Raw genomic sequence first — 26,715 nt, 5'->3', positions numbered from 1 at the left:
CGGCAAGGCCTCTTCACCGGGTCGGGGAGCGGCGCGCGGGCCGCTGACGGTCATGACCGCGGTACCCGGGGGTAGGTTCGGGCCATGGCAGGCAGTACGCACACGGTGACCAACCAGCCCCCGCCCCTGACCGGATACGACGTCTACGGCGCAGACCAGGCGCTGGTGGCGGCCGTGGAACGGCACCTGGATCCGGCGCTGCTCGACGAGGTGCGCGGCGAGTTGTCGGCGCTCGGGCGGGCGGCGGGGTCCGCGCAGCTGCAGGAGTGGGCGACGCAGGCGGACGTCCATCCTCCGAAACTTCGTGCGTACGACCGTCACGGGCGCCGGGTCGACGAGGTCGACTTCCACCCGGCATGGCATCGGCTGCTCGGCAAGGGTGTGGGGGCCGGGCTGACCGGCGCCTGGGGGCGGCCGGGCGGGCATGTGCGACGGGCGGCGGGGTTCCTGGTGTGGACGCAGGTCGACGCGGGCACGTGCTGTCCGCTGTCGATGACGCACGCGGCGGTGCCCGCGCTGCGCGCCGATCCGGCGCTGGCCGCCGAGTGGGAGCCGCGGCTGGCGTCCACGATCTACGACCGGGCGCTGCGGCCGGCCGGGTCGAAGGCCGGTGTGTTGTTCGGCATGGGGATGACGGAGAAGCAGGGCGGCAGTGACGTCCGGGCGATCACGACGGTCGCCGCTCCCCTCGCGGAGGACGGTGCGTACGAGCTGACGGGGCACAAGTGGTTCTGTTCGGCTCCGATGTCGGACGGATTCCTGGTGCTGGCGCGGACGGCGTCCGGCGGGGGCGACGGCGGGCTGACGTGTTTCCTCGTTCCGCGCGTTCTCGAAGACGGTTCCCGCAACGTCTTTCGTCTCCAGCGGTTGAAGGACAAGCTGGGCAATCGGTCGAATGCCTCCGCCGAGGTCGAGTTCGACGGGACGTGGGCGCGTCGGGTCGGCGAGGAGGGGCGCGGGGTAAGGACCATCCTCGGCATGGTGGCGGCGACCCGGCTGGACTGTGTGCTGGGGTCGGCGGGGCTGATGCGGCAGGCGGTGGCGCAGGCGGTCCATCACTGCTCCCATCGTGCGGCGTTCGGCGGGAAGCTCGTCGACAAGCCGTTGATGCGCAACGTGCTGGCGGATCTGGCGCTGGAGTCGGAGGCCGCGACCACGCTCGCGCTGCGGCTCGCGGCGGCGTGCGACGACGGGGGCGAGCAGGAGCAGGCGTTTCTTCGGATCGCTGTTCCGGCGGCCAAGTACTGGGTGACCAAGCGCTGTGCTCCGGTGGCGGTGGAGGCGTCGGAATGTCTCGGTGGAAACGGTTACGTGGAGGAGTCGGGGATGCCCCGGCTGGTGCGGGAGTCGCCGCTGAACTCGATCTGGGAGGGCGCGGGCAACGTCCAGGCATTGGATGTGCTGCGCGCGTTGCAGCGGGAGCCGCAGGCGTTGAACGCCTATCTCCACGAAGTGGGCCGGGCGCGGGGGGCCGACCATCGGCTGGACGGCGCGATCAAGGATCTGTTGACGCACCTGGCCGATCTGGAGGGGGTCGAGGGGCGGGCCAGGCGGCTGGCGGAGCGGTTCGCTCTGGTGCTCCAGGGGTCGCTGCTGGTGCGGTTCGCGCCGCCCGCCGTGGCGGACGCGTTCTGCGCCTCGCGGCTGGGCGGGGACGGGGGCGCGGCCTTCGGGACGTTGCCGAACAGCCTGGGCCTGGCGGCGCTCGTCGAGCGGGCCGCTCCCGGGGAGTGACGTCCGGTCGCTGAGAAAGTGTGGGAAACAGGAAGCGGGGGTGGTGCTGCGCCGACACGGCACCACCCCCGCCGCAATGGCCCTGCGAGGCCAGAATCGCCGCTCGGGACGGCGTGGCTCAAGTTTCAAACAACCTGTGGATGTTCACCAGGGTTGCAGGGGGTTGCAACTTTCGGCTGTTGTGACCGGAGTGTGTCCCTCCGTCACGAACGGACGGCAAGATGGGATGTCTCAGTAAGACCGGAAACAGTCGGCGCAGGCGCTTGACATCCGGTTCTCAGCTCGTGTCCAACGCCGGGAGGCCCAGTGGCGATGCCGCCGATGAACGTGCCGCAGCTCGCGGCCGTCGACGCCGCGCGGGCGGCGCGGGTGCTCAACGAGGTACGTGACGCCCGGCTGGCCGGCCAGCGGGTGCGCGTCGCGCCGCGTCCGGTGATCGAGCAGTCGTGGGAGCGCTTGCTGCGCAGTGGCGTCGATCCGGAGCGTGATGTGCGATCGGGGCTGCTGAGCTCCGACGAGGTGCGGCGGCGGCGTGAGGAGTCGCCGTTGCGCGAGGTGCTGCCGGTGTTGCGGGAGGGCTTGCTGTCGGTTGCGGACGTCGCCCACCACATCATGGTGGTCGCCGACGGGGAGGGCCGGGTGCTGTGGCGCGAGGGCTGCGGCCCGGTGCTGCGCAAGGCCGACGGGCTCGGCTTCGAGCTGGGCGCGGACTGGGGCGAGGCGGTGGTGGGCACCAACGGCGTGGGCACGCCGGCGGTGGTGCGCCGGCCCGTGCAGGTGTTCGCCGGCGAGCATTTCGTGCGGTCGCACGCCGCCTGGACCTGCGCGGGCGCGCCGATCACCGACCCGCGCAACGGCCGGCTGCTGGGCGTCGTCGACGTCAGCGGGCCGCTGGAGACGATGCACCCGGCCACTCTCGCCTGGGTCGACTCGGTGGCCAAGCTCGCCGAGTCGAGGCTGCGCGAGAGGCATCTCGGTTCGTTGGAGCGGTTGCGTGCGGTGGCGGCTCCGGCGCTGGCCCGGATCGGCGGCCGGGCGGCGGCGGTGGACGGCGAGGGCTGGACGGCCGCGGTGACCGGGATGCCGTACACGAGCCGGATCGCACTCCCCAAGTCGCCGTCCCCCGGGCGTCGGTGGCTGCCGGCGCTGGGGCTGTGCACCCTCGAGCCGTTGGCGGGGGGTTGGCTGGTGCGGTCGGTGGACGAGGCGGCGGGGCGGCCGCCGAGCGGTCGGAGCCGGATCGTGCTGGATCTGACCAGACCCCGGCGGTGGTCGGTGACGGTGTCGGGGGACGCGGGCTCGTGGTCCCACGAACTCAGTCCCCGGCATGCGGAATTGCTGTATCTGCTGGCGGCGCAGCGCGGGGGGCGCAGCGCGGCGGAGCTCGCGCAGGACATGTTCGGCGACGCGGACCGTACGGTGACGGTGCGGGCCGAGATGTCCCGGGTGCGGCGTTACCTGGGGGGATTTCTGGAACACAGGCCGTATCGTTTCTGCGAGGACGCCGAGGTCGACGTGCTGCTGCCCGCGGATCCCGGGGGACTGTTGCCCCATTCGACCGCGCCGGCGGTGGTCAGAAACAGAACGTCGTCACCGTAGCAACGGTGATTCATCCGCGTTCTTCCTGCAGCGTCTTCCGCATATTTGCGCGGACTTCGTCCTCCAGGGCAGCTGACTGCCGTAGCATCGCCCTACGGGTCACCCCACCTGCTCCTCTGTCAACGTATGGATCATCAGGCGCAGTTGGCCCGCCTCGGGAGGGCGAATGAGACAGCGCGGCCGACACCGCCGGCGCAGGCGCGGCAGGGCACTGCGGGCGTTCCTGTCCGGAACCGCTCTCGCCCTGACCGCCGCCGCCACCGTGATCAGCGCTTCCCAGGCGACGGTCACCCATGACGGCCCGGGGGAGCTGAAGCCGCTCACCGCGGCGTCCGAGGTCGCCGAGCTGCGGCTGACGGAGAACATGGTGCCGCAGGCCTCCCTGGACCGGCTCGCGGCCGGGATGGGCCGGCCGGTCGGCGTCAGCGCGGTGCTGGAGGGCGCCGACCGCACCCTGCGGGACGCCATCGACTGCTCGTCCGCCGAGCGGCGGGCCCTGCCGGCGGCCCCCACGGCCACGCGCGCGTACTGCTGGAACACCGACGACACGGCGGGCTGGCGTCCCGGCGCGGTCACCACGTCGGGGGACGCGGACGACGACGGCGTGTGGGGCTCGAACCGGGTGATCCTCTCCGGCTGGTCGCGCAGCGGCGGCGGGGCGGACCGGGGCCTGGCCCGGGTCGGCTTCGTGAACGCCGGCGATCTCGGCCGCCTCTCCTACACCTGGGCGCTGCTCGCCGTCCCGGTGGACGACGGTCGGGACTACCGCGGGCTGGTCTCGCACGTCTCCGGCATGGTCTGGTACCAGGACAAGCTGCTGGTCACCGCGGACGACGGGGACCGGTCCGCGCTGTACGTGTACGACATGAACCGTGTGCAGCGCGCCACGGTCGCCGCTGACGCGGTGGGCCGGGTGCCGGGCGGCTGGTCGGCGCACGGATACGGTTTCGTGCTGCCGGCCGTCGGCTCCTACGAGCTGAGCGGCGGCCCGGGCGCGCCGCATCCCTCGACCGTCTCCCTCGACCGCAGCACCGCGCCGGACAGCCTGGTCGCCGGGGAGTGGACGCTCGACGACGGCGACCGCGGCGCCCGTCTGTGGCGCTACCCGTTCAGCACCGCGCCCGGCCATGCGGGTCTGCTCGCCACCGGTCCGAGCGGGCGGGCGACGGCGTCCGAGGCCTACACGACGAAGATCACGGGGGTGCGCGGCGTGCTGTCCTACGACGCGCAGTGGTACGTGACCCGCGCCGCCGGCCCTGACGACGAGCACGGGACGCTGTGGCGGCAGAGCCCCGGCGGGACGGACCGCGAGCGCAGGTCCGGCGACGACAAGGACGGCGGCTCGGGCGCCGCGGAGTGCGGTGCGGCCGGCCGGCACAGCTGCTGGAGCACGCAGACGGAGTCCCTGTCCTACTGGGCGTCGACCGGCGAGGTCTGGACGCAGTCGGGCCGGGCGCTGTTCGCGCTGCCGCTGGCCTCGATCGACAGAATGTCGCGGTGATGGTTCCCTGGCGGGCATGACGAACATCCCCGTGACCACCTGGTCCCTGGAGCAGACCGATCCCGGCGACCTCCTGCCGGCCGCCGCGCCCGAGGGCGATGTGCGGATCGTCCGCTCCGAGGTCCCCTCCCCCGAGTTCAGCCGTTTCCTGTACGCGTCCGTCGGCGGGGACATTCGCTGGATCGACCGGCTGCGCTGGACGTACGCGCAGTGGCGGGAGCATCTGGACCGTCCCGGGGTGGAGACGTGGGTCGCCTACGAGCGGGGCACCCCGGCCGGGTACGTGGAGCTGGAGCCGCAGGACGACGGGATCGTCGAAATCGTCTACTTCGGTTTGCTGCCGGCGTTCCGCGGGCGGCGGATCGGCGGGCACCTGCTGTCGTACGGCGCCGCCCGGGCGTGGGACCTGACCGCGCGCTGGCCGGTGCTGCCTCAGACCAAGCGGGTGTGGCTGCACACCTGCAGTCTGGACGGCGAGCACGCGATGGAAAATTATCAGCGGCGCGGTTTCACCCTGTTCGACACGAAGGTCGAGGAACAGGCCGAGGCGTCGGCTCCGGGCCCCTGGCCGGGCGCGTTCCCCGTCTGAACCGCTCTTCCTGAACCGCCCTTCCCTACCTGTGGTGACCTGCGCGGACAAGAGACCCCGCACGTCATGTGACAGAGGACACCCTTGTCTCGCATTCCGGGACAAGGATGTCCGCATCGCGGACGAAGCTGGACTGTGTCCAGATCGCCGTGACACGCTTTCGCCATGTCCGGAACTGGAATTGCCTTGGTGAGTCGGCGGCACGTCGACCTCGGCCGCATGTCCAGCGCCATCTGTCCGGCGAGCTGACGAGCCGCAGCCCCGCCCGACATCTGAGTACAGCCTCCCCCCTGCGCAACGAAGCGCACGGCTCCTGTGCGCCCGTACGCGCAGGTCGGAGCCTCTCCCCCCGTCACCCGACCACCGCCGGACGGCGCTGCGCGCCGACACCTCCCGCTGCTGTCCCGAAGGACGTATCAACCATGGCCGCCACCCCGCAGAAGCCTGCAGCCGCGACTCCCCGCCGCAAGGTGAGCCGTCACCGCGGCGAGGGCCAGTGGGCCGCGGGGCACCACACCCCGCTCAACGGCAACGAGCAGTTCAAGAAGGACGACGACGGTCTCAATGTGCGGACACGCATTGAGACGATCTACTCCAAGCGGGGCTTCGACTCGATCGACCCCAACGATCTGCGCGGCCGGATGCGCTGGTGGGGTCTGTACACCCAGCGCAAGCCCGGGATCGACGGCGGCAAGACCGCGATCCTGGAGCCGGAGGAGCTGGACGACAAGTACTTCATGCTGCGGGTGCGCATCGACGGCGGTGCGCTGACCACGCAGCAGCTGCGGGTCATCGGCGAGATCTCGCAGGAGTTCGCGCGGGGCACCGCCGACCTCACCGACCGGCAGAACGTGCAGTACCACTGGATCCGCATCGAGGACGTGCCCGAGATCTGGAACCGCCTGGAGGCGGTGGGCCTGTCCACGGTCACCGCGTGCGGCGACACCCCGCGTGTGATGATCGCCTCCCCCGTCGCCGGCATCGCCGAGGACGAGATCATCGACGGGACCCCGGCGCTGGAGGAGATGAAGCGCCGCGTCCTCGGCAACAAGGCGTACTCGAACCTGCCGCGGAAGTTCAAGACGGCCATCTCGGGCTCCCCCGTGCTGGACGTGGTCCACGAGATCAACGACGTCGCGTTCGTCGGCGTCCGCCACCCCGAGCACGGGCCGGGCTTCGACCTGTGGGTCGGCGGCGGGCTGTCCACCAACCCCAAGCTGGGCGTGCGGCTCGGCGCCTGGGTGCCGCTGGACGAGGTCCCGGACGTCTACGAGGGCGTGCTGTCGATCTTCCGTGACTACGGCTACCGGCGTCTGCGCACCCGCGCCCGTCTGAAGTTCCTGGTCGCGGACTGGGGAGCCGAGAAGTTCCGGCAGGTGCTGGAGGACGAGTACCTGCAGCGCAAGCTGGTCGACGGCCCGGCCCCGGACCAGCCGGTGGACCGCTGGCGCGACCACGTCGGCGTGCACCGCCAGAAGGACGGCCGTTTCTACGTCGGTTTCGCACCGCGGGTCGGCCGGGTGGACGGTACGACCCTGACCAAGATCGCCGAGCTTGCCGAGGCACACGGCTCGGGGCGGGTCCGGACCACCGTCGAGCAGAAGATGATCGTCCTCGACGTCGAGGAGGCGCAGGTCGCCTCGCTCGTCGAGGGACTGGAGGCGCTGGACCTCACCGCCCGGCCCTCGACGTTCCGGCGCGGCACCATGGCCTGCACCGGCATCGAGTTCTGCAAGCTGGCCATCGTCGAGACCAAGCAGCGCGGCTCCCAGCTGATCGACGAGCTGGAGCGCCGCCTGCCGGACTTCGACGAGCCCCTCACCATCAATCTCAACGGCTGCCCGAACGCCTGCGCCCGCATCCAGGTCGCGGACATCGGTCTCAAGGGCCAGCTGGTCCTCGACGAGCGGGGCGAGCAGGTCGAGGGCTATCAGGTGCACCTGGGCGGCGCGCTCGGACTCGAAGCCGGTTTCGGCCGCAAGGTCCGCGGCCTGAAGGTCACCTCGGACGAGCTTCCGGACTACGTGGAACGCGTTCTCAAGCGGTTCCAGGCGGAGCGCGAGGACGGCGAGCGGTTCGCCGTCTGGGCCTCGCGCGCCAGCGAGGAGGCCCTTTCATGAGCGAGCGGGCCGCCCCTTTCCACTGCCCCTACTGCGGCGACGAGGACCTGCGTCCGAGCGAGGCCCTGCAGGGCGGTCACGGCGCCTGGGAATGCGCGGCGTGCAACCGCGCATTCCAGCTGAAGTTCCTCGGGCTGCTGTCCCGGGGCGTTCAGCGCACCGAAACGGGAGGGGACCGGATATGACGACGCTTCAGGAAGGCCGTTCGACCGACGAGTTGAAGGCGCTGGCCGAGCAGGCCGGCCGCGATCTCGAGGACGCCTCGGCGCTCGAGATCCTGCAGTGGGCGGTGGACACCTTCGGCAGGCAGTTCTGTGTCACGTCCTCCATGGAGGACGCCGTGGTCGCCCACCTCGCCTCCCGTGTCCTCAAGGGCGTGGACGTGGTGTTCCTCGACACCGGTTACCACTTCCCCGAGACCATCGGCACCCGGGACGCGGTCGAGGCGGTGATGGACGTCAACGTCATCACCCTCACCCCGCGTCAGACGGTCGCCGAGCAGGACGCCGAGTTCGGGCCGAAGCTGCACGACCGCGATCCCGACCTGTGCTGCAAGCTGCGCAAGGTGCAGCCGTTGGAGGAGGGGCTGCGCGGCTACCGCGCCTGGGCCACCGGCCTGCGGCGCGACGAGTCGGCGACCCGGGCGAACACCCCGGTCGTCGGCTGGGACGAGAAGCGCCAGAAGGTCAAGATCTCGCCGATCGCCCGCTGGACCCAGGACGACGTCGACGCCTACATCACCGAGCACGGCGTGCTGTCCAACCCCCTGCTGATGGACGGCTACACCTCCGTCGGCTGCGCCCCGTGCACCCGCCGGGTCCTCGAGGGCGAGGACGCGCGCGCCGGGCGCTGGGCGGGACGCGGGAAGACCGAGTGCGGACTGCACGGCTGACCGCCATGACCGCGACCGCCCCGAACAGCGCCGCCCCTGTCAACACCCCCCATCCCCCTACGAACCGGGAGAACCACGTGACGACCGGAGCCACCGTCTGGCTCACGGGTCTGCCGAGTGCCGGCAAGACCACCATCGCGTACGAGCTGGCCGGCCGGCTGCGCGAGGAGGGCCACCTCGTCGAGGTGCTCGACGGCGACGAGATCCGCGAGTTCATCTCCGCGGGCCTCGGCTTCAGCCGCGAGGACCGGCACGTCAACGTGCAGCGCATCGGTTTCCTGGCCGAGCTGCTGGCCCGTAACGGAGTCAAGGTGCTCGTCCCGGTGATCGCGCCGTACGCGGACAGCCGTGCGGCCGTGCGCAAGCGCCACCAGGAGAGCGCAACCGGTTACCTGGAGGTGCACGTGGCGACTCCGGTCGAGGTGTGCTCGGTCCGTGACGTGAAGGGCCTGTACGCCAAGCAGGCCGCGGGCGAGCTGAGCGGGCTCACGGGGGTCGACGACCCCTACGAGGCGCCCGAGTCGCCCGATCTGCGGATCGAGTCCCAGGACCAGACCGTGCAGGAGTCCGCGGCGTCGGTGTACGCCCTGCTCAGCGAGAGGGGACTGGCATGACGACGACCGTCGCCGCGACCGAGGAGGGCACGGTCAGCCCGTACGCCCTCAGCCACCTGGACTCGCTGGAGTCCGAGGCGGTGCACATCTTCCGCGAGGTGGCGGGCGAGTTCGAGCGGCCGGTGATCCTGTTCTCCGGCGGCAAGGACTCCATCGTCATGCTGCACCTGGCGCTGAAGGCGTTCGCCCCGGCCGCCGTCCCCTTCTCGCTGCTGCACGTGGACACCGGACACAACTTCCCCGAGGTCCTGGAGTACCGCGACCGTGTGGTCGCCGAGCACGGGCTGCGCCTCCATGTGGCCTTGGTGCAGGAGTACATCGACCGCGGAGCGCTCAAGGAGCGTCCGGACGGGACCCGCAACCCGCTCCAGACGCTGCCGCTCACGGAGAAGATCCAGGCCGAGAGGTTCGACGCGGTCTTCGGCGGGGGCCGGCGCGACGAGGAGAAGGCGCGCGCCAAGGAGCGGGTGTTCTCCCTGCGCGACGAGTTCTCGCAGTGGGACCCGCGCCGCCAGCGTCCCGAGCTGTGGAACCTGTACAACGGCCGCCACGCCCCCGGCGAGCACGTCCGGGTCTTCCCGCTCTCCAACTGGACCGAGCTGGACGTCTGGCAGTACATCGCCCGCGAGGGCATCGAACTGCCGGAGATCTACTTCGCGCACGAGCGCGAGGTGTTCCGGCGGGCCGGCATGTGGCTGACCGCCGGCGAGTGGGGCGGTCCCAAGGCCGGGGAAACGGTCGAAAAGCGTCTCGTGCGTTACCGCACCGTCGGTGACATGTCCTGCACCGGGGCCGTCGACTCCGACGCGGTGACGCTGAACGACGTCATCGCCGAGATCGCCGCCTCCCGGCTGACCGAGCGCGGCGCGACCCGCGCCGACGACAAGATGTCCGAGGCCGCGATGGAAGACCGCAAGCGCGAGGGGTACTTCTAAGCATGAGCACCATCACCGCCGAGGAACTCTCGGCCACGACCCTGTTGCGGTTCGCCACCGCGGGCTCCGTCGACGACGGCAAGTCCACCCTGGTGGGCCGGCTGCTGCACGACTCCAAGTCGATCCTGAGCGACCAGCTGGAGGCCGTCGAGCGCGCCTCGGCGAGCCGCGGTCAGGAAGCGCCCGACCTGGCGCTCCTCACCGACGGGCTGCGCGCCGAGCGCGAGCAGGGCATCACCATCGACGTGGCCTACCGCTACTTCGCCACGCCCCGACGGCGGTTCATCCTGGCCGACACCCCGGGACACGTGCAGTACACCCGCAACATGGTGACGGGCGCCTCCACCGCGGAGCTCACGGTGATCCTGGTCGACGCCCGCAACGGCGTCGTCGAGCAGACCCGCCGGCACGCGGCGATCGCGGCCCTGCTCCGGGTTCCGCACGTCGTCCTCGCCGTCAACAAGATGGACCTGGTCGACTACCGGGAGCCGGTGTTCGCGGCGATCGCCGAGGAGTTCACGGCGTATGCCAGCGAGCTGGGCGTGCCCGAGGTGACCGCGATCCCGATCTCGGCGCTGGCCGGCGACAACGTGGTGGATCCGTCGGCGAACATGGACTGGTACGGCGGGCCGACGTTCCTGGAACACCTGGAAACGGTTCCGGTCAGTCACGACCTCGCGCACTGCCACGCCCGGCTGCCCGTCCAGTACGTGATCCGGCCGCAGACCGCCGAGCACCCGGACTACCGGGGCTACGCGGGCCAGATCGCGGCGGGCACCTTCCGGGTCGGCGATCCGGTGACCGTGCTGCCCTCCGGTCGCACGTCGACGATCTCCGGCATCGACCTGCTGGGCGAGCCGGTGGACGCGGCGTGGACGACGCAGTCGGTGACCGTGCTGCTCGCGGACGACGTCGACGTCTCGCGCGGCGACCTGATCGTGCCCACCAAGGACGCGCCGGCGACCACCCAGGACGTCGAGGCGACCGTGTGCCATGTCGCCGACCAGCCGCTGACCGTCGGGCACCGGGTGCTGATCAAGCACGGCACCCGCACCGTCAAGGCGATCGTGAAGGACATCCCGTCCCGTCTCACGCTCGACGACCTGTCCCTGCACCCGCACCCGGGACAGCTCGTCGCCAACGACATCGGTCGGGTGAAGATCCGCACCGCGCAACCGCTTCCCGTGGATTCCTACGCCGACTCGCGCCGTACGGGCTCGTTCATCCTGATCGACCCGGCCGACGGCACGACCCTCACCGCGGGCATGGTCGGCGAGTCGTTCGCGTCGCCGGAGCCGGTCAAGGACGCGGCCGACGACGACGGCTGGGACTTCTGACCATGGCCGCGACCGACGTGTACGCGACATTCGCGAAGGAGGGCGGCCGGGTCGGCAGCGGCGCCCTCGGCAGCGGGCAGGGCGGCGTCGCGCGATGTGCGGGCTGACGTCCGCGCTCCGCCTGCGCGCCCCCTCGCCCCGCCCGCCGTCGTCGACACGACGAAAGCCCTTTGCCGACCTCCCGGCCACGACCTGAGAGACCGTGACCGCCGGGCCGACGAGAGGAACCCCTCCCGGTGCCTGCCACTCTCCCCCTGTCACGGCTTCGCCGCGGCGTCGCGGCCCTGGCGGCCCTGCCCCTGCTCGCCCTCGCGGCCTGCGGCTACGGTTCGCAGGCCAAGGACGGCAACGCCAACGAGCAGGTCGCCGCGGGGGCGCAGAAGATCGACGGGCTCGACACCGTGCGGATCGGGTACTTCGGCAACCTGACGCACGCGACCGCGCTCGTCGGCCGGGAGCAGGGCATCCTCCAGAAGGCGTTGGGCGCCACCAGGGCGTCGTACGCGACGTTCAACGCGGGCCCCTCGGAGATCGAGGCGTTGAACGCCGGCTCCCTCGACATCGGCTGGATCGGTCCGTCGCCGGCGATCAACGGGTACGCCAAGTCCGACGGCAGGAGCCTGCGAATCGTGGGGGGTTCGGCGTCCGGCGGGGTGAAGCTGGTGGTGAATCCGGACAAGATCACCTCGCTGGAGGACGTCAAGGGCAAGCGGATCGCCACGCCTCAGCTCGGAAACACGCAGGATGTGGCGTTTCTGAACTGGATCGCGAAACAGGGCTGGAAGGTCGACGCGCAGAGCGGCAGGGGTGACGTGACCGTCGTGCGCAGCGACAACAAGGTGACGCCGGACGCGTTCAGGTCGGGCTCGGTGGACGGCGCATGGGTGCCGGAGCCGACGGCCTCGAAGCTGCTCGCCGAGGGCGGCAAGGTGCTGCTGGACGAGGCGTCGCTGTGGCCCGGGAAGAAGTTCGTGATCACGAACGTCATCGTGTCGCAGAAGTTCCTCGAGCAGCACCCGAAGGTGGTGGAGGCCGTGCTGAAGGGCTCGGTGGAGACCAACAGGTGGATCGGCGCGAACCCGGCGAAGGCGAAGGCCGCGGCGAACCGGCAGCTGGAGACGGACTCCGGCAAGGCGCTGCCCGCCGACGTGCTGGACCTGGCGTGGCAGTCGATCCGGTTCACCGACGACCCGCTGGCGGCCACCCTCGGCGTCGAGGCGGCGCACGCGGTCGACGCGGGTCTGCTGAAGAAGCCCGACCTGCAGGGCATCTACGACCTGACGATCCTGAACAGGGTCCTCGAGGCCGAGGGCGAGCCCGCCGTCGACGACGCCGGTCTGGGTGTCGACCGACCGAAGTCCCGATGAGTTCCCAGGAGGTGACGACCATGGCCACGACCTTCGCCAAGGCCGCCGAGCCCACCGAGTCCGCGGCGTACGCGGCACGCCTCGACCACGTCTCGAAGTCCTTCGCGGGTCCGGGCGGGCAGCAGCTCGTCCTGGACGACATCACGCTCGACGTCGCGCCCGGCGAGTTCGTCACCCTGCTCGGGGCGTCGGGCTGCGGCAAGTCCACCCTGCTGAACCTGGTGGCGGGGCTCGACCGGCCCACCGTCGGGTCCATCACCACGAACGGCCGCCCCGCGCTGATGTTCCAGGAGCACGCGCTGTTCCCGTGGCTGACGGCGGGCAAGAACATCGAGCTCGCCCTGAAGCTGCGGGGGGTCGCGAAGCCCGAGCGGCGCGGCAAGGCCGAGGAGCTGCTCGAGCTGGTCCGGTTGAAGGGCGCGTACGGAAAGCGTGTTCACGAGCTTTCCGGCGGTATGCGGCAGCGGGTGGCCATGGCCCGCGCGCTGGCGCAGGAGAGTCAACTGCTGCTGATGGACGAGCCGTTCGCGGCGCTCGACGCCATCACGCGGGACGTGCTGCACGACGAGCTCACCCGGATCTGGGGGGAGACGGGGCTGTCCGTCCTGTTCGTGACGCACAACGTGCGCGAGGCGGTGCGGCTCGCCCAGCGCGTCGTCCTGCTGTCCTCCCGGCCCGGCCGGGTGGCGCGCGAGTGGACGGTGGACATCCCGCAGCCGCGCCGCATCGAGGACGCCCCTGTTGCGGAACTGTCCCTCGAGATCACCGAAGTCCTGCGTGGGGAGATCCGCCGTCATGGCCAGCACTGAGACGACGTCGCCGGGCGCGAAGCCGACGGGAACGAGCACGACCGTGGACGGGACGACCATGGACGGGACGACCATGGACAGGACGACCGTGACGAAGACGACGGTGTCGAAGGACACGGCGACGGAGCGCGCCGCGGCGGAGGCGCAGGCCACCGGGCTGGCCGGCGTGGAGGCGGGTCTCGACGCGCTGGACGTCGTCGCGCCCACCGCGCGGGCGCCCTTCCGGCGGACCCTCGTCGACAAGGTCCTGCCGCCGGTCGTCGCGACGGCGCTGCTGCTGGCCGTCTGGCAGATCACCTTCAAGACGGTCGACGACCCGACCAAGCTGGTCTCCCCGCTGGACGTCTGGCACACGCTCCGCCAGGCGTGGCTCCAGGGCGAGCTGCTCGGCTACATCTGGACGAGCGTCTCGCGAGGACTGCTCGGCTTCGCGTTCGCCCTGGCGATCGGCACGCCGCTGGGTCTGCTGGTGGCGCGGGTGAAGTTCGTGCGGGCGGCCATCGGCCCGATCCTGTCCGGCCTCCAGTCGCTGCCGTCGGTGGCGTGGGTGCCGCCGGCGGTGCTGTGGCTGGGCCTGAACAACTCGATGATGTACGCCGTGATCCTGCTGGGCGCGGTGCCGTCCATCGCCAACGGACTGGTCTCCGGGGTCGACCAGGTGTCGCCGCTGTTCCTGCGGGCCGGCCGAACGATGGGCGCGACGGGGCTGAAGGGCACCGTGTACATCACGTTGCCGGCCGCGCTGCCGGGGTATGTGGCGGGTCTGAAGCAGGGCTGGGCGTTCTCGTGGCGCTCGCTGATGGCGGCGGAGATCATCGCCTCGTTCCCCGATCTCGGCGTCGGCCTCGGACAGTTGCTGGAGAACGGGCGCAACGCCAGTGACATGTCGATGGTGTTCGAGGCGATCCTGCTGATCCTGTTCGTCGGCATCGCGATCGACCTGCTGATCTTCAGTCCGCTCGAGCGGTGGGTGCTGCGCAGCCGCGGCCTGCTGGTGAAGAGCTGACGCCCATGCACAGGAAACCGGTTCTCCCCGCCCTGGTGGTGATCGCCCACGGCAGCCGTGATCCGCGGCATGCCGCGACCGTCCACGCCCTGGTGCGGCGAGTGCGGTCGCTGCGCCCGGGATTGCGTGTAGAGACCGGTTTCCTCGATTTCAACGTCCCGTCCGTGCACGGGGTGCTGGAATCGCTGGCGGCGGACGGCGTCCGGGACGTCGTGGCGCTGCCGCTGCTGCTGACGCGCGCGTTCCATGCGAAGGCGGACATCCCGGCGGTGCTGCGGGACGCGCCGCCGCAGCTGCGGATCAGGCTGGCCGACGTGCTCGGACCCTCGCCGCTGCTGCTCTCCGCGCTGGAACGGCGGTTGTACGAGGCGGGGCTGTCGCCCGCCGACAGGTCCTCGACCGGGGTCGTGCTGGCCTCGGCGGGATCCTCCGACCCGGAGGCGATCGCAGTGATCGCAGAAATCGCGCGGGAGTGGCGGCGCACCGGTTGGTGTGCCGTGCGGCCTGCGTTCGCCTCCGCTTCTCTGCCGCGCACCGAGGACGCGGTCCGCGAGCTGCGGGCGCTGGGGTGTGCCCGGGTCGCTGTCGCGCCGTACGTCCTGGCCCCTGGTTTCCTGCCGGACCGCATCGCCCGCGGGGCGGCCGGGGCGGACGTCCTGGCCGACGTGCTGGGCCCGGCGCCGGAGGTGGCCCGGGTGCTTCTGGAACGTTACGAAACGGCTCGGACACCGGCGCTGGCGGCCCTGGGGGCGTGAGGAGGCGGGGCCGGACAGCCCGACGGGGCGAGCCGGCCCGACAGGGGCCGGCGGGTCCGGCAGGGGCGAGCGGGTCCGGCAGCCGCGAGCGGGCTGTGAGCTTCCCGTTGGGCCACCGCCGCCGCCCCGGCCACCAGCCGCCGCACCTGCCGTGCCACACCCTGCCGCACACGGACCCGCGGAACGGACCGGTCGGACCGAACGAACCGGTCGGGGTCGGTCGGACCGAACGAACCGAACGAACCGGTGGGGTCGGTCGGACCGGTCGTCAGTCGTGTGTCCGGACGGCGCCCCGGCGCGGGTCGCGGCCGCTCGCCGCGAGCGCCCGTTCGAACACCGGCGCGTCCTGTGCCACCGGCACGGCAGGGGCGAATCCGTCGTAGCGGCGGTAGAGGTCGCCGTGCCGTTCGACGACGTCGAGGACGAACCGGGCCGCGTCGTCGGAGAGCCGGAACTCCTGGCCCGTGGCGACCGCCACGTCCCACCCGTGCACCGCCGTTTCCGCGACGATCAGCGCGGCCACCTCGGCGGCGGGCGTCGCGGCCGTCCCGAGGTCGATCTCGCCCTCCCACACCGCCGGGTCCGCCCAGGCGGCGACGGCCCGGTCGAGCTGCTCGACGTACGCCTTCGCCCACTGCGGGTCGGCGGTGACGTCACGGCCGGTCAGCTCGTCGGGCAGCGGCTTGCGCAGGGCGCGGTGCTCGAGGCCGTGGGAGGTGTACAGAACCCAGTGGCCGACCAGTGCGCGCAGGGTCCAACCGGGGCAGTGCGTGGGGTCGTTGAGCCGTTCCGCGGGGACGCCGCGGGCCACGCGCGACGCCTCGGCGGCGCATTCGGACAGGTACCGGTGGGTCTGCTCATGTGTCATGCCGTCACGCTACGGAGTGCGATCCTCAGGGTCTTGAAGGAACGCGACAGCCGCGTCGGCCTGTTCGAGCAGGTCCGTCAGCGGCAGGGAACCAGGCGCCCGCCGCTCCCGGGCGAACTCGTTCGCAAGCCGTTGCAGCAACTCGTTCAGCGGGGTGGGCACGCCGTGCAGGCGGCCGAGGAGCACGATCTCGCCGTTGAGGTGGTCGGCCTCGATGGTCCCGGTGCCGCGGCTGAGGGACTGCCAGGAGGATCCGCCGCCCCGGGGAGCGCCGTCGAGCGGGACGAGGGTGATCTTGTCGCCGCGTGCGGCCCGCTGTTCGTCGGCGCTCGCGTACGGGATGCCGGCGGCGCGCAGCACGCTCTCGCCCTCGGCCCGCACGCGCGCGTACAGCGCCTCGGCGCGGGGGTCGCCGACCGGCCCGCTCACCGCTTCCAGGGCGTTGGCGAGGTTCGACAGGAGTTTGGCGTACTGCCAGCGGGAGACGTCCGGTGCCACGGGCGCCTCGAAGCGGGCCTTCTCCAGGTCCGCGGCGACACGGCGGACGGTGTCGTCGACGCCGTGCGGATGGCGGCCGAGGTGCAGGATGCCGGTGAGGGGGGCGCCCGCCGCGGCGATCATGCCGGGGTCGACGTGGGTGGACGGCAGCCAGACGCACACGCCGTAGACGTGCCGGAAACGGCGCAAGGCCAGACGCGGGCTCTCGACGCCGTTCTGGGCGCAGAACAGCGGCAGCCGCTCGGCCGCGGCGCCGCCGCCCTCGACCGGGACCGGTCCCCACGTCCGCAGGGCCGACTCGGCGTCCTGGGTCTTGACGGCGAGGACGAGGACGTCGTCGGCACGCAGAACGCCGAGTTCGGCGGGGCTCTCGACCACGGGCAGCCGGAACGTCAGCAGGCCCTCCGGGACGCGCAGCCGCAGTCCGTCTGCTGCGAGCGCCGCCCGGTGCGCACCGCGTGCGACCAGCACGACCTGCTGCCCGGCCTCCGCCAGCCGTCCGGCGATCGTGCCCCCGACCGCCCCTGCCCCGATGATCACGTAGCGCATGGGTCGAGCCTCGCACAGCCGTCCGGGTCGGCGGGCGGAATTCGTCGGCGGGGCAGCGATTCCCGGCGGTGAGAGGCCCGGTGAAGAAACCGATGAAGAAACCGGTGCCGCTGGGTGTTCCGCCGTACCGCCGATGTTGCCGCGGTACCGCTGGTGTTTCGGCCCCACCGCCCGGTGTTTCCGCGGCGCCGCCCGGTGTTTCCGCGGCGCAGCCGGATGTTTCCGCCCTACCGGCGGATGCACGGGCCCTACCGGCTGCCACCGTGCGCGCACCCGGCGCGCCGCACGCGGGCTCTGTGCGAGCCCCGCACGCGGCCTCTGCGCGAGCCGGACGCACGCCGCGCGCAGCCCCGCGGGCGCGGACGCACCCGCACCCGCACCCGCCGACGCGGCCGCCGCGTCCCGCCCCGCTGCGTCCGCCCGTCCCGGCTGCAGGGCCGCCGCCAGCCCGCCTCAGGGCTGTGTCATCTCCACGAGCTTCAGGACGGTGTTCCAGTTGCGGGTGGTGGCGATCAGCCCCTTGTTCACGCGGGGCCTCGCGAGCTGCTCGGCGAGGGTGGAGCGGCCGAGGCCGTCGGGGGCGTACAGGTACAGGACGCGGTCGCCGAGGCGGAAGTCCTCGGGGAGGTGGGCGGCGCGGTCGATGCCGACGAAGCGCTCCTCGTCGACGGGCCCGGAGAAGTAGGTGGCGTGGAGCTGCTTGGCCTCCAGTTCGGCGGCCGGGAACGGGCAGGCGTCGGCGACGGCCCGCAGATAGGCGTGGTCGCGCACGAGGACGCCCACGGTGAAGCCGAAGCGTTTCTCGATCGCCGCCGTGAGTCCGGCGGCGAGGCTCTCCTCGTCGCCGTGGGCGCTGGAGAAGACGGCCTGGCCGCTCTGCAGGTAGGTGCGCACGTCGCCGTGGCCGAGCTCCTCCAGCAGGGCGCGCAGCTCGGCCATGGGGAGCTTCCTGTTGCCGCCCACGTTGATGCCGCGCAGCAGGGCCGCGTACGTCGTCGTCATCCGCTCAGACTATGCGGCCGCCGTGCCCCGTGGGGGTGAGCACGACGACCGCGGCCCGGACGGGGGGCCGGGCGAAACTCTCGCCGATCGACGGCCCGCGGAGCAACCTCTTACCGACTTCTCCACAGGCCTGTGACGCGTTGAGCAAATTTCCGAAACGACATATCCGGTCTTCAGCGGCGACTGCACCCTGATCGCCGCCCCCGAGATCCGTCGATAGGTGTAAGGGGTCACTGTCCTCCTCAGCGGTGAGAGGGCGCGGTCCGAGGGGAGGACTCATCTGCCCGGGACTTCACCGGGCAGCACGACGAGACGGCTTTATCCAGGCCATACCTTCGAATCGAAAGGTGGCGGCAGGGGGCTTCCACCGCATCACAAGAGGGCAGGCCCGTCATGGGGAACGGAGATACGAGGGTGCGGGGCTTCGCCGCGCGGGCAGGCGGCTGGAGCGCCCGGCACCGATGGGCCGCCGTGGGCATCTGGGTGCTGTTCGTCGTCCTGGCCATGGGGATCGGCTCGGCGGCCGGCACCGTCGAGGTCAAGGAGAGCGACCAGCTCGGGGGCGAGACGCACACGGCCGCCAAGATCATCGAGGACGCCGGGATCGAGGAGCCGGCCAGTGAGACCGTGCTCGTCCAGGCGAAGGACGGCTCGCTCAAAGCCACCGACCCGGAGTTCAAGGCCGCGGTCAGCGCGGTCGTCTCGGCCGTCGGCAAGACCGGCCGGGTCACCGACGTGACCTCGCCCTACGACACGCGGACGATCTCCAAGGACGGCCGCAGCGCGCTCGTGCAGTTCGACATGCGCGGTGACTCCGACACCGCGGGCGAGCGGGTGGAGCCGGTTCTCGACGCCGTCGCGGCCGTGCAGAAGGAGCACTCCTCGCTGCGCATCGAGGAGATCGGCGGCGCCAGCATGATGAAGACGTTCGACGACGCGTTCGGCGACGACTTCCAGCAGGCCGAGTACTCCGCGGTGCCGGTGGCGCTGGGCATCCTGCTGATCGCCTTCGGCGCGCTGGTGGCGGCGCTGCTGCCGGTGGCCCTCGCGGTCACCGCGATCATGGCGACGATGGGTCTGATGAGCATCGTCAGCCACTTCCAGCCGATGGACGACACCGCGAGCTCGGTGATGCTGCTGGTCGGTCTGGCCGTGGGCGTCGACTACTGCCTGTTCTACCTCCGCCGGGAGCGCGAGGAGCGGGCCGCGGGACGTGATCCGGAAACCGCTCTCAGGATCGCTGCGGCGACCAGCGGCCGTGCCGTGATCGTCTCCGGCGTCACCGTGTGCGTGGCGATGGCGGGCATGCTGTTCACGGGGCTCGCCACGTTCGAGGCGATGGGTCTGGCCTCCTTGATGGTGGTCGCGGTCGCCATGATCGGTTCGGTGACCGTGCTGCCGGCGCTGCTCTCGTTGCTCGGCCACCGGGTGGAGAAGGGCCGGATTCCGTTCCTGCACCCCGACAAGCGCCGCAGGAGCGGCAAGGGCGGCCGGGCCGCGCAGGGCAGCCGGTTCTGGAGCGCGGTGCTCAAGGCAGTCCTCGCCAAGCCCGGCGTCTCGCTGGTCGTCGCGGCCGGCGCACTGCTCGCGATCGCCGCTCCGGCGGTCGGCATGAAGACCCAGAACCTCACCCTGGACCAGGAGTTCGGCGACTCGCTGCCGATCGTGCAGACGTACAACCGGGTCAACGACGCCTTCCCGGGCGGCTCCGAGCCGGCCGAGGTGATCGTCAAGGCGGACGACATCAACGCCCCGGACGTGCAGGCGGCGCTCCAGGCGTTCAAGGAGCGGGCCGTGACGTCGGGCGCCTCCCGGGGGCCGGTCGAGATCAAGCTGCACGACGCGCAGAACATCGCGTACGTGTACGTGCCGCTGGTCGGCGGCTCCGATCTGGACGAGGCGGGTGCGAGCCTTGAGAAGCTGCGCGACGAGGTGCGGCCCGCGACGCTCGGCACGGTGGACGGGGTCCAGGCGCCGATCACCGGACAGGTGGCCGGTTCGCAGGACTTCAACGACCAGCTGGCCGGAGCGGTCACCCCGGTCTTCGCGTTCGTCGTGGTCTTCGCCTTCCTGCTGATGCTGCTGTCGTTCCGCTCGCTCACCGTCGCGATCACCTCGATCGTGCTCAACCTGCTGTCGGTGGGCGCGGCCTACGGCATCCTCGTCGCGGTGTTCCAGCACGGCTGGGGTGCGTCGCTGGTGGGCGCGGAGGGCGTCGGCGCGATCATCACCTGGCTGCCGCTGTTCCTGTTCGTGATCCTGTTCGGTCTGTCGATGGACTACCACGTGTTCGTCGTCTCCCGGATCCGCGAGGCGCGGCTGCGGGGGCGTTCGACGAACGAGGCGATCGAGCACGGCGTGGTCACCACGGCGGGTGTGGTCACCAGCGCCGCCGTCATCATGGTCGCCGTGTTCGCGATCTTCGGGACGCTGTCCATGCAGTCGATGAAGCAGATGGGCGTGGGTCTCGCGGCGGCGGTCCTGATCGACGCGACGATCATCCGCGGTGTGCTGCTGCCGGCCGTGATGGCGCTGCTCGGCGAGCGCAACTGGTATCTGCCGAAGTGGCTGCACTGGCTGCCGGACCTCACGCACGACGAGTCGCCCGAGGCCGTCGCGCCGGCCGCGCGGGACGACGAGGACCGGCCGGTGCGGGTCTGACGCCCTGCCGGTCTCCGCAAGGCGGTCGTCCTGAGGGCCCGTCGACTTCTCCGGGAGTCGGCGGGCCCTTCCCGTGCCCGGTTCAGCCGTGTGTCCTGCCGAGTCGGGCCTCGGCGAGTTCGGCCTTGACGAGTTCGGCCTCGACGAGGTCGGCGGCCCGCGCTGTGCCGCCCTCCGCGGCCATGTCCGCCTGGAGCGCCGTGAGCCGGCGGGCGACCTCGGGATCGTCGACGAGTGCGAGGGCGGCCTCGCGCAGGGCCTCGGCCGTGGCGTGCTCCGTGTCGATCCGCCGGGCCACGCCGAGCCCCTGGAGGACGTCCGCGTTGCCGAACTGGTCCACGGCCTGCGGGACGGCGATCATCGGCGTGGCTGTGGCCAGCCCCTCCTGGCTGCCGCCGGCGCCCGCGTGGGTGACGAACAGGTCGACCTGCCGCAGCACCGCCAACTGCGGGACCCAGGACCGCACTTCGACGGAGTCGGGCACCTCGCCCAGCACGGCCGGGTCGACGCGCGCGCCGATCTGGAGCACGAGGCGCCAGCCGGGCAGGTCGCCGAAGGCCCGTACGCACTCCCGGTAGAACTCCGGCCGGTCGGTGAAGGCCGAGCCGAGCGAGACGAGCACTGCCTTCTCGGCGTCCGCGGGCCGCCTCCACTCGCCTTCGGCGGCCCGGTCGCCCCGGCAGCCGCCGACGAACGTGTGCACCTTCTCGTCCACCCGGTCGGCGTGCGGCTGCAGCGCCCTGGGGATCAGGACGAGGGAGCGGTCCGGGCGGCCGACGAAGGCGTCCGGGTGCCGGGTGATCCCGTTCTCCTCCAACCAGGCCTGGAAACGGGCGTAGTAAGCCTTTCCGCGTTCCGTTTTCCTCGGTTCGGCCCACATCGGTTCGGCGACCTCCTCCTCGTACCCCTCCCAGGCGACGAGGTTGGGCGAGAGGGAGACGGCGGGGACGCCCCAGCGGTGGGCGAGGACGCGAGCCGGATAGGAGGTGATGTCGTGCAGCACGAGGTCGGGTTCGTCGCCGTCGTAGGCCTCGGCCAGCTGGGGCAGCGCCTGGACGGCGTCGGCCAGGAAGAGCTCCACGTGGTCGAGGAGGGCAGTCCCCCAGGCGGCGGGGTCGTCGTTCGGCGAGGGCAGCGTGGAGTGCCAGGGCTTGACCTCGGCTCCGACGCCGGCGACCTTCTCGGCGAGGTCGGGCGGTATCGCGTACGTCACGCGGTGCCCTCGGGCGACGAGTTCGCGGATCACCTCCAGGCTGGGGTTCACATGTCCGTGGGCGGCGATGGAGAACATGGCGATATGTGCGGGGCGAGGGTTCATACGCCCGACCGTAGGCGAGACGATACGTATCGTGCAACCGAAATCGGAGTGCGCCCCCCCGCCGGAGCGCGGACCGCGCGAGCGGCCCCGACCTGCGCGAACGGGACACGGGCCGAATGCGACACTGGCCGTCGGACGGTCTGATCACGCCGCCGGCGGGTCCGGGCGGCGACGACACGGAGGCGGACGATGGACGAGACGCGGGCGCGGGAGGTACTGGCCGCGGCGGGGGTGCTCGCCGGCCCGGCGGCGGACGCGCGGCTGCTCGCCCTGGGAGAGAACGCGGTGTTCGCCGCCGGCGGCCTGGCGGTGAAGGTGGGCCGTGACGCCGAACTCCTCGAACGGGCCCGCCGCGAGCTGCGCGTCGCGCTCTGGCTGGCCGAGGCGGGCGTGCCCGCGGTGCGGGCGGCCGAGCCGGAGCCCCTGCTGGTAGAGGGGCATCCGGTGACGGTGTGGCGCCGGCTGCCGGACCCGGTGCGGGAGGCCGGGCCACGGGACCTGGCCTCACTGCTGCGCCTGGTGCACACCCTGCCCGCCCCCGCGTTCGCGCTGCCCCCACGGGATCTGCTGTCGGGGGTCGAGCGCTGGCTGCGGCTCGCGGGCGATGCGATCGACCCGGCCGACGCGGCCTTTCTGCGCGCGCGGCGCGACGGCTTCGCCGGGGCCGCGTCGGCGCTCGCCCCGCGGCTGCGGCCCGGCCCGATCCACGGCGACGCGCTGGCGCGCAATGTGCACATCGGCCCCGACGGTCCGGTCCTCGTCGATCTGGAGACCTTCTCCGTCGATCTGCGCGAGCACGACCTCGTCGTGATGGCGCTCTCCCGCGACCGGTACGGCCTTCCCGCGCAGGCCTACGACGCGTTCACCGAGGCCTACGGGTGGGACGTGCGGGAGTGGGAGGGCTGTGCGGTGCTGCGGGGCGCGCGCGAGACGGCGAGCTGCGCCTGGGTCGCCCAGCACGCGCCGACGAACCCCGGGGCCGCGGCGGAGTTCCGGCGCCGGGTGGCGTCGCTGCGCGACGTGGACGAGACGGTGCGCTGGCGCCCGTTCTGAGGACGGGCGCCCCGAACCGGAGCCGGCCCCGAGAGTCGCTCCTCCTGCCGGGGACGCCGACGGGGGGTCGGGAGGGCGGCGGCGCGGCCGCTCCCCCGGCCGCGCCTCACACGCTGGGGCTGTCGACCGGCTCCCGCACCGGCCAGGACCCGTCCACCACCGCCTCCGCGTCGCCCTTGCGGCGCAGGAAGCTCTGGAAGTCCGCCGCCCACGCGGCGTACCACTCGATCTGACGGCGGTGCAGCTCCGCCGGACCGAGGCCCGCGACCTTCGGGTGGCGGTCCGCTATCGCCCCGGCCAGCCGGGCGGCGGCGAGGGCGTCGGCGGAGGCGTCGTGCGCGGAGTCGAGGCGGACGCCGTACTCGGCGCAGACCGCTTCGAGGTTGCGCTTGCCGCGCCGGTAGCGGTCGACGGAGCGGTCGATGGTGTACGGGTCGACCACCGGTGCGGGGTCGAGGCCGCCGAGGCGTTCGCGCAGCGAGGGCAGCCGGTGGCGGCGCAGTTCGGCTGACAACAGCGTGAGGTCGAAGGCGGCGTTGTAGGCGACGACCGGGACCCCGGTGCGCCAGTAGCCCGCGAGGACGTCGGCTATCGCGTCCGCGACCCGGTCGGCGGGGGCGCCTTCGGCGCTCGCCCGTTCGTTGCTGATCCCGTGGACCGCCACCGCGTCCGCCGGGATCTCCACGCCCGGGTCCGCCAGCCACTCGCGGTGTCCCAGGACCTGCCCGCCCCGGACCTCGATCACGGCTGCCGTGACGATGCGCGCCTCACGCGGGTCCGTCCCGGTGGTCTCCAGGTCGAAGCCGATCAGCAGCTCCTGGTGCCAGGCCATGTCGGCCCCCCTTCTCGGTGGTGCTTCCCCCAGTGGTCCCCACCTTCCCACGGCCCACTGACAATCAGAGGGGCGCACTCCGCTTCCCGGGGAGAGAACCGGACGTTTCAGGACACCGGCCGCGAGTCCGCCCAGGCCAGCTCGAACTCCTCGCGGTAGGCCGGGAAGAGTCCCGTCTCGTCCACCTCGCCCGGCTTGACCACCCGGCTGCCGCCCCGCAGCACCAGAACCGGCGCCTCCATGCCGCGCATGCGCCGCAGATAGGACTGGATCACCGCGATGCCGTCGGCGCCGTCGCCGTCGACGAGGTAGGCGGTGAAGCGGGGCGTCTCGTCGTACACCTGGATCTGGAAGGCGCCCGGGTCGCGCAGCCGGGAGCGGACCCGGCGCATGTGCAGGATGTTCATCTCCACGGCCCGGCTCAGCTCGCCGCGTCTCATGCCGAGTTCGCGTTCGCGGCGCTTGACGGCGCTGGAGGCGGGATTGAGGAAGAGCAGCCGGACGCGGGCGCCGCCCTCTGCGAGACGGACCAGGCGGCGGCCGGAGAAGTTCTGCACCAGCAGGTTGAGGCCGATGCCGATGGCGTCGATCCGCCGGGAGCCGTCGAAGATGTCCTCGGCGGGGAACTGGCGCAGCAGCCGCACCCGGTCGGAGTGGACGGCGACCACGTCCGCGTACCGGTCGCCGACCAGGTCCTCGACGGCGTCGACGGGCAGCCGGCGCGCCGAGGGCACGTCGCCGCTGGTGCCGAGCATCTCCAGCAGGCGCGCGGAGGCCCGTTCGGCCTGGTTCAGGACGGCCTCGGACAGGGCCCGGTTGCGGGAGACGACGTTGCGGGTCACCTCCAGCTCGTCCAGGGCGAGTTCGACGTCGCGGCGGTCGTCGAAGTACGGCTCGAAGCAGGGCCAGTGCTGCACCATCAGCTCGCGCAGCTGGGGCAGGGTGAGGAAGGAGACCACGTTGTCGTCGGCCGGGTCGAGCAAGTAGCCCTTGCGGCGGCTGACTTCGCGTACCGCGACGGCGCGCTGCACCCATTCCTGGCCGGCGGGCCCGGCCGCGGCGACCACCCACTCGTCGCCGTGGACGGGTTCGTAGACGGGGCGCAGCACGGCGGCGACGACCGCGCGCAGCCGCTGCTCGACGAGGTTCAGCCAGATGTAGGCGCGTCCGGCCCGCTGGGCGCGGGTGCGTACCTCCCGCCAGGCTTCGGTGTCCCAGTCCAGCTCCGGTCCGATGGCGTTCGTCTCCATCGGCCGGGCCAGGGACACCGTGCCGGGCGGGACGTCTGCGGAGCCTCCCTCGTGACCCTCGTCACCAGGGGGCAGCTCCAGCCCTCCCGAGCCCACCCGCGCACCGCCTTCCGCTCCCCCGAGCTCTCCCCGTCCCAACGATCAAGGAAGGGTACTCCGGGAGCGGCGGGCGGTGCAGCCGGATGGACAGGTCGTTTCTCAACTACCGTTGTTCGGCTGTCCGTTCTGTCCCGCGAGGGCGGAGGGAGTGAGCGGATTCATGGCGGTGACGTCCCTCGGGGCGAGCGAGAAGCCCTGCCAGTGGACCGGCATGGGCTGCTGGTCCTCGTCCCGGGCGATGTGGTGGAAGCCCACGTTCACCCAGGCCACGGGGTGGGTGAGGGCCTGGCCGTCGACCCACTTGTCGACCGAGTAGCCGTGCAGCGGGCTGCCGCAGTCGCGCACGTTGTTGCTGGCGTACTGCTCGCACTTGTTGTACTGCGTGAAGTACACGTCGTGCCGGGTGAAGGGGCGTCCGGAGTACTTGGAGGTGGCGCCGGGGACGAGCTCGTAGGAGCGGGCGTGGCCGTCCTTGTTCTTGCCGGTCGCACTGACGACCCGCCACCAGCGCAGGTTGGCGGCGTCGCCGGCGAGTTCCTTGGTGACGGCGGTGCGGGTGGTCTTGGTCGTGGGGCCCTGCTGTGCGCCGGCGGGCGGGCTGACCACCGAGTCGTACTGTTCCACCTTGCCGGTCGAGGAGCCGTCGAGGCCGAAGTCGAGCCGCCAGAACACGTTGTGGTTGTGGCTGGTGGCGTAGGCCTTGGCGCCCTTGCCCAGCGGCCAGCCGCGGCCGTCGCCGGCGTCGTAGTCGAAGGGCGAGAGGCTGCCGGTGGCGCCGACGTTCATGTTGATCGCGCCGTCGTCGGAGAAGCGCCACTCGGTGATGTACTCGTACCAGCCGACCTTGTTGACGGTGTAGATCAGCAGGTCCTTGCCCTGGGCCTGGTAGACCTTGTTGCCCGTGTCGGCCTGCATGCGGTAGGCGTGGCCGCGCGAACGGGTCGTCGTGCACAGGCCCTTGACGTTCTGGCTGCCGCTGAACGAGTCGGGGACCTTCACCGTCCTGATGGTGCCGCCGGGGCACTCGGCGGGGGTCATGTTGACCAGTCCCGAGCCGAAGTTGTAGTCGGTGATGTCGTTGTACTCGTTCTTGCCGTCGTCGTACGGCACGTGGATCTGGGCGATCTTGGCGCTGTTGAGGACGCGGATCGGCTTGGCCTCGCCGGGCGGCTGGTAGGAGACCTTCTCGAGGACGAGCCCGGACTTGGACTCGAAGCGCCAGCACATGCGCCAGGTGGTGCCGGTGGACAGCTTCTGTTCGATGCGGTAGGCGGCGCTGCAGTCGGCGGCGGCCGCGGGGGCGGCCTTCGGCCCGGCCGTCGCCGGG

General features: G+C 71.7%; 23 protein-coding genes and 1 pseudogene. 17 read left to right on the top strand and 7 right to left on the bottom strand.

Annotated elements, in window-relative coordinates:
* Positions 1-84: 84 nt before the first annotated feature.
* The 15 genes from ABT300_RS10315 to ABT300_RS10245 all read left to right on the top strand — a co-directional run bounded on the left by ABT300_RS10315 (position 85) and on the right by ABT300_RS10245 (position 15,258).
* Positions 85-1,734 (top strand): acyl-CoA dehydrogenase family protein, encoded by a 1,650-nt coding sequence (locus ABT300_RS10315; RefSeq protein WP_351673847.1) that lies wholly within the window; start codon positions 85-87, stop codon positions 1,732-1,734.
* A gap of 321 nt (positions 1,735-2,055) precedes the next feature.
* Positions 2,056-3,333, top strand: a complete 1,278-nt coding sequence (locus ABT300_RS10310; RefSeq protein WP_502977912.1) for a helix-turn-helix domain-containing protein — start codon at positions 2,056-2,058, stop codon at positions 3,331-3,333.
* Positions 3,334-3,499: 166 nt separating this feature from the next.
* Positions 3,500-4,834 carry a hypothetical protein gene (locus tag ABT300_RS10305; protein WP_351673845.1) on the top strand — a complete coding sequence of 445 codons (1,335 nt, stop codon included), beginning with the start codon at positions 3,500-3,502 and terminating at the stop codon, positions 4,832-4,834.
* A gap of 16 nt (positions 4,835-4,850) precedes the next feature.
* Positions 4,851-5,423, top strand: coding sequence for a GNAT family N-acetyltransferase (locus ABT300_RS10300; protein ID WP_351673844.1), 573 nt, complete (start codon positions 4,851-4,853; stop codon positions 5,421-5,423).
* A 165-nt stretch (positions 5,424-5,588) separates the two neighbouring features.
* On the top strand, positions 5,589-5,672 hold the full coding sequence (locus ABT300_RS10295) for a putative leader peptide (protein WP_309486338.1): 84 nt from the start codon (positions 5,589-5,591) through the stop codon (positions 5,670-5,672).
* A gap of 173 nt (positions 5,673-5,845) precedes the next feature.
* Positions 5,846-7,543, top strand: coding sequence for a nitrite/sulfite reductase (locus ABT300_RS10290; RefSeq protein ID WP_351673843.1), 1,698 nt, complete (start codon positions 5,846-5,848; stop codon positions 7,541-7,543).
* Complete coding sequence (locus ABT300_RS10285; protein WP_351673842.1) at positions 7,540-7,728, top strand: hypothetical protein; 189 nt, start codon at positions 7,540-7,542, stop codon at positions 7,726-7,728. Before ABT300_RS10290 ends, ABT300_RS10285 begins: the two co-directional genes overlap by 4 nt.
* The gene (locus tag ABT300_RS10280; RefSeq protein ID WP_351673841.1) at positions 7,725-8,435 is read left to right on the top strand and encodes a phosphoadenylyl-sulfate reductase; all 711 of its coding nucleotides are present in this window, start codon (positions 7,725-7,727) and stop codon (positions 8,433-8,435) included. The genes ABT300_RS10285 and ABT300_RS10280 overlap by 4 nt, the downstream gene beginning before the upstream one ends.
* A 5-nt stretch (positions 8,436-8,440) precedes the next feature.
* Positions 8,441-9,049 carry an adenylyl-sulfate kinase gene (gene cysC / locus ABT300_RS10275; protein ID WP_351673840.1) on the top strand — a complete coding sequence of 203 codons (609 nt, stop codon included), beginning with the start codon at positions 8,441-8,443 and terminating at the stop codon, positions 9,047-9,049.
* Positions 9,046-9,984, top strand: coding sequence for a sulfate adenylyltransferase subunit CysD (cysD, locus tag ABT300_RS10270; RefSeq protein WP_351673839.1), 939 nt, complete (start codon positions 9,046-9,048; stop codon positions 9,982-9,984). The genes cysC and cysD overlap by 4 nt, the downstream gene beginning before the upstream one ends.
* 2 nt (positions 9,985-9,986) lie before the next feature.
* On the top strand, positions 9,987-11,321 hold the full coding sequence (locus ABT300_RS10265; protein ID WP_351673838.1) for a sulfate adenylyltransferase subunit 1: 1,335 nt from the start codon (positions 9,987-9,989) through the stop codon (positions 11,319-11,321).
* A gap of 236 nt (positions 11,322-11,557) precedes the next feature.
* The gene (locus ABT300_RS10260; RefSeq protein ID WP_351673837.1) at positions 11,558-12,688 is read left to right on the top strand and encodes an aliphatic sulfonate ABC transporter substrate-binding protein; all 1,131 of its coding nucleotides are present in this window, start codon (positions 11,558-11,560) and stop codon (positions 12,686-12,688) included.
* The gene (locus ABT300_RS10255) at positions 12,685-13,497 is read left to right on the top strand and encodes an ABC transporter ATP-binding protein (protein WP_351673836.1); all 813 of its coding nucleotides are present in this window, start codon (positions 12,685-12,687) and stop codon (positions 13,495-13,497) included. Before ABT300_RS10260 ends, ABT300_RS10255 begins: the two co-directional genes overlap by 4 nt.
* 73 nt (positions 13,498-13,570) lie before the next feature.
* Positions 13,571-14,503 (top strand): ABC transporter permease, encoded by a 933-nt coding sequence (locus tag ABT300_RS10250; protein ID WP_351673869.1) that lies wholly within the window; start codon positions 13,571-13,573, stop codon positions 14,501-14,503.
* Between the two features lie 5 nt (positions 14,504-14,508).
* Positions 14,509-15,258, top strand: a complete 750-nt coding sequence (locus ABT300_RS10245) for a sirohydrochlorin chelatase (RefSeq protein WP_351673835.1) — start codon at positions 14,509-14,511, stop codon at positions 15,256-15,258.
* 268 nt (positions 15,259-15,526) lie between these two features.
* Here the strand turns inward: ABT300_RS10245 and ABT300_RS10240 are convergent, their stop codons facing one another.
* The 3 genes from ABT300_RS10240 to ABT300_RS10230 all read right to left on the bottom strand — a co-directional run bounded on the left by ABT300_RS10240 (position 15,527) and on the right by ABT300_RS10230 (position 18,175).
* A complete protein-coding gene (locus ABT300_RS10240; protein WP_351673834.1) occupies positions 15,527-16,126 on the bottom strand; it encodes a TIGR03086 family metal-binding protein in 600 nt (199 codons plus the stop codon).
* A 9-nt stretch (positions 16,127-16,135) separates the two neighbouring features.
* The gene (locus ABT300_RS10235) at positions 16,136-17,173 is read right to left on the bottom strand and encodes a ketopantoate reductase family protein (RefSeq protein WP_351673833.1); all 1,038 of its coding nucleotides are present in this window, start codon (positions 17,171-17,173) and stop codon (positions 16,136-16,138) included.
* Positions 17,174-17,626: 453 nt separating this feature from the next.
* Positions 17,627-18,175, bottom strand: coding sequence for a DUF1697 domain-containing protein (locus ABT300_RS10230; RefSeq protein WP_351673832.1), 549 nt, complete (start codon positions 18,173-18,175; stop codon positions 17,627-17,629).
* 393 nt (positions 18,176-18,568) lie between these two features.
* On the opposite strand from ABT300_RS10230, the gene ABT300_RS10225 reads away from it, so the two are divergent.
* On the top strand, positions 18,569-20,836 hold the full coding sequence (locus tag ABT300_RS10225) for an MMPL family transporter (RefSeq protein ID WP_351673831.1): 2,268 nt from the start codon (positions 18,569-18,571) through the stop codon (positions 20,834-20,836).
* An 82-nt stretch (positions 20,837-20,918) separates the two neighbouring features.
* Here ABT300_RS10225 and mgt read toward each other — a convergent pair.
* Positions 20,919-22,191 (bottom strand): annotated as a pseudogene (gene mgt / locus ABT300_RS10220) (macrolide-inactivating glycosyltransferase).
* 152 nt (positions 22,192-22,343) lie between these two features.
* Between mgt and ABT300_RS10215 the strand changes: the two are divergent.
* The gene (locus ABT300_RS10215) at positions 22,344-23,207 is read left to right on the top strand and encodes a phosphotransferase enzyme family protein (protein WP_351673830.1); all 864 of its coding nucleotides are present in this window, start codon (positions 22,344-22,346) and stop codon (positions 23,205-23,207) included.
* Positions 23,208-23,313: 106 nt separating this feature from the next.
* On the opposite strand, the gene ABT300_RS10210 is transcribed toward ABT300_RS10215, so the two are convergent.
* The 3 genes from ABT300_RS10210 to ABT300_RS10200 form a co-directional block, all read right to left on the bottom strand.
* A complete protein-coding gene (locus ABT300_RS10210; protein ID WP_351673829.1) occupies positions 23,314-24,039 on the bottom strand; it encodes a 3'-5' exonuclease in 726 nt (241 codons plus the stop codon).
* Between the two features lie 107 nt (positions 24,040-24,146).
* Positions 24,147-25,385: a DUF5919 domain-containing protein gene (locus ABT300_RS10205; protein WP_351673828.1), complete on the bottom strand. Its 1,239-nt coding sequence runs from the start codon at positions 25,383-25,385 to the stop codon at positions 24,147-24,149.
* 102 nt (positions 25,386-25,487) lie between these two features.
* The coding region (locus ABT300_RS10200) for a copper amine oxidase (RefSeq protein WP_351673827.1) at positions 25,488-26,715 on the bottom strand (1,228 nt) is incomplete at its 5' end.

This window comes from Streptomyces sp. NPDC001027 (assembly GCF_040299045.1).
Taxonomy (GTDB): Bacteria; Actinomycetota; Actinomycetes; order Streptomycetales; family Streptomycetaceae; genus Streptomyces.
This window is presented reverse-complemented; position numbering and strand designations above follow the sequence as displayed.

Coding starts and splice junctions, on each gene's coding strand:
- ABT300_RS10315 (WP_351673847.1), top strand. CDS start 85: ATGGCAGGCAGTACGCACACGGTGACCAACCAGCCCCCGCCCCTGACC.
- ABT300_RS10295 (WP_309486338.1), top strand. CDS start 5,589: ATGTCCGGAACTGGAATTGCCTTGGTGAGTCGGCGGCACGTCGACCTC.
- ABT300_RS10305 (WP_351673845.1), top strand. CDS start 3,500: ATGAGACAGCGCGGCCGACACCGCCGGCGCAGGCGCGGCAGGGCACTG.
- ABT300_RS10245 (WP_351673835.1), top strand. CDS start 14,509: ATGCACAGGAAACCGGTTCTCCCCGCCCTGGTGGTGATCGCCCACGGC.
- ABT300_RS10235 (WP_351673833.1), bottom strand. CDS start 17,173: ATGCGCTACGTGATCATCGGGGCAGGGGCGGTCGGGGGCACGATCGCC.
- ABT300_RS10300 (WP_351673844.1), top strand. CDS start 4,851: ATGACGAACATCCCCGTGACCACCTGGTCCCTGGAGCAGACCGATCCC.
- ABT300_RS10280 (WP_351673841.1), top strand. CDS start 7,725: ATGACGACGCTTCAGGAAGGCCGTTCGACCGACGAGTTGAAGGCGCTG.
- ABT300_RS10310 (WP_502977912.1), top strand. CDS start 2,056: ATGAACGTGCCGCAGCTCGCGGCCGTCGACGCCGCGCGGGCGGCGCGG.
- cysC (WP_351673840.1), top strand. CDS start 8,441: ATGACCGCGACCGCCCCGAACAGCGCCGCCCCTGTCAACACCCCCCAT.
- cysD (WP_351673839.1), top strand. CDS start 9,046: ATGACGACGACCGTCGCCGCGACCGAGGAGGGCACGGTCAGCCCGTAC.
- ABT300_RS10250 (WP_351673869.1), top strand. CDS start 13,571: ATGGACAGGACGACCGTGACGAAGACGACGGTGTCGAAGGACACGGCG.
- ABT300_RS10230 (WP_351673832.1), bottom strand. CDS start 18,175: ATGACGACGACGTACGCGGCCCTGCTGCGCGGCATCAACGTGGGCGGC.
- ABT300_RS10225 (WP_351673831.1), top strand. CDS start 18,569: ATGGGGAACGGAGATACGAGGGTGCGGGGCTTCGCCGCGCGGGCAGGC.
- ABT300_RS10210 (WP_351673829.1), bottom strand. CDS start 24,039: ATGGCCTGGCACCAGGAGCTGCTGATCGGCTTCGACCTGGAGACCACC.
- ABT300_RS10265 (WP_351673838.1), top strand. CDS start 9,987: ATGAGCACCATCACCGCCGAGGAACTCTCGGCCACGACCCTGTTGCGG.
- ABT300_RS10215 (WP_351673830.1), top strand. CDS start 22,344: ATGGACGAGACGCGGGCGCGGGAGGTACTGGCCGCGGCGGGGGTGCTC.
- ABT300_RS10255 (WP_351673836.1), top strand. CDS start 12,685: ATGAGTTCCCAGGAGGTGACGACCATGGCCACGACCTTCGCCAAGGCC.
- ABT300_RS10240 (WP_351673834.1), bottom strand. CDS start 16,126: ATGACACATGAGCAGACCCACCGGTACCTGTCCGAATGCGCCGCCGAG.
- ABT300_RS10285 (WP_351673842.1), top strand. CDS start 7,540: ATGAGCGAGCGGGCCGCCCCTTTCCACTGCCCCTACTGCGGCGACGAG.
- ABT300_RS10290 (WP_351673843.1), top strand. CDS start 5,846: ATGGCCGCCACCCCGCAGAAGCCTGCAGCCGCGACTCCCCGCCGCAAG.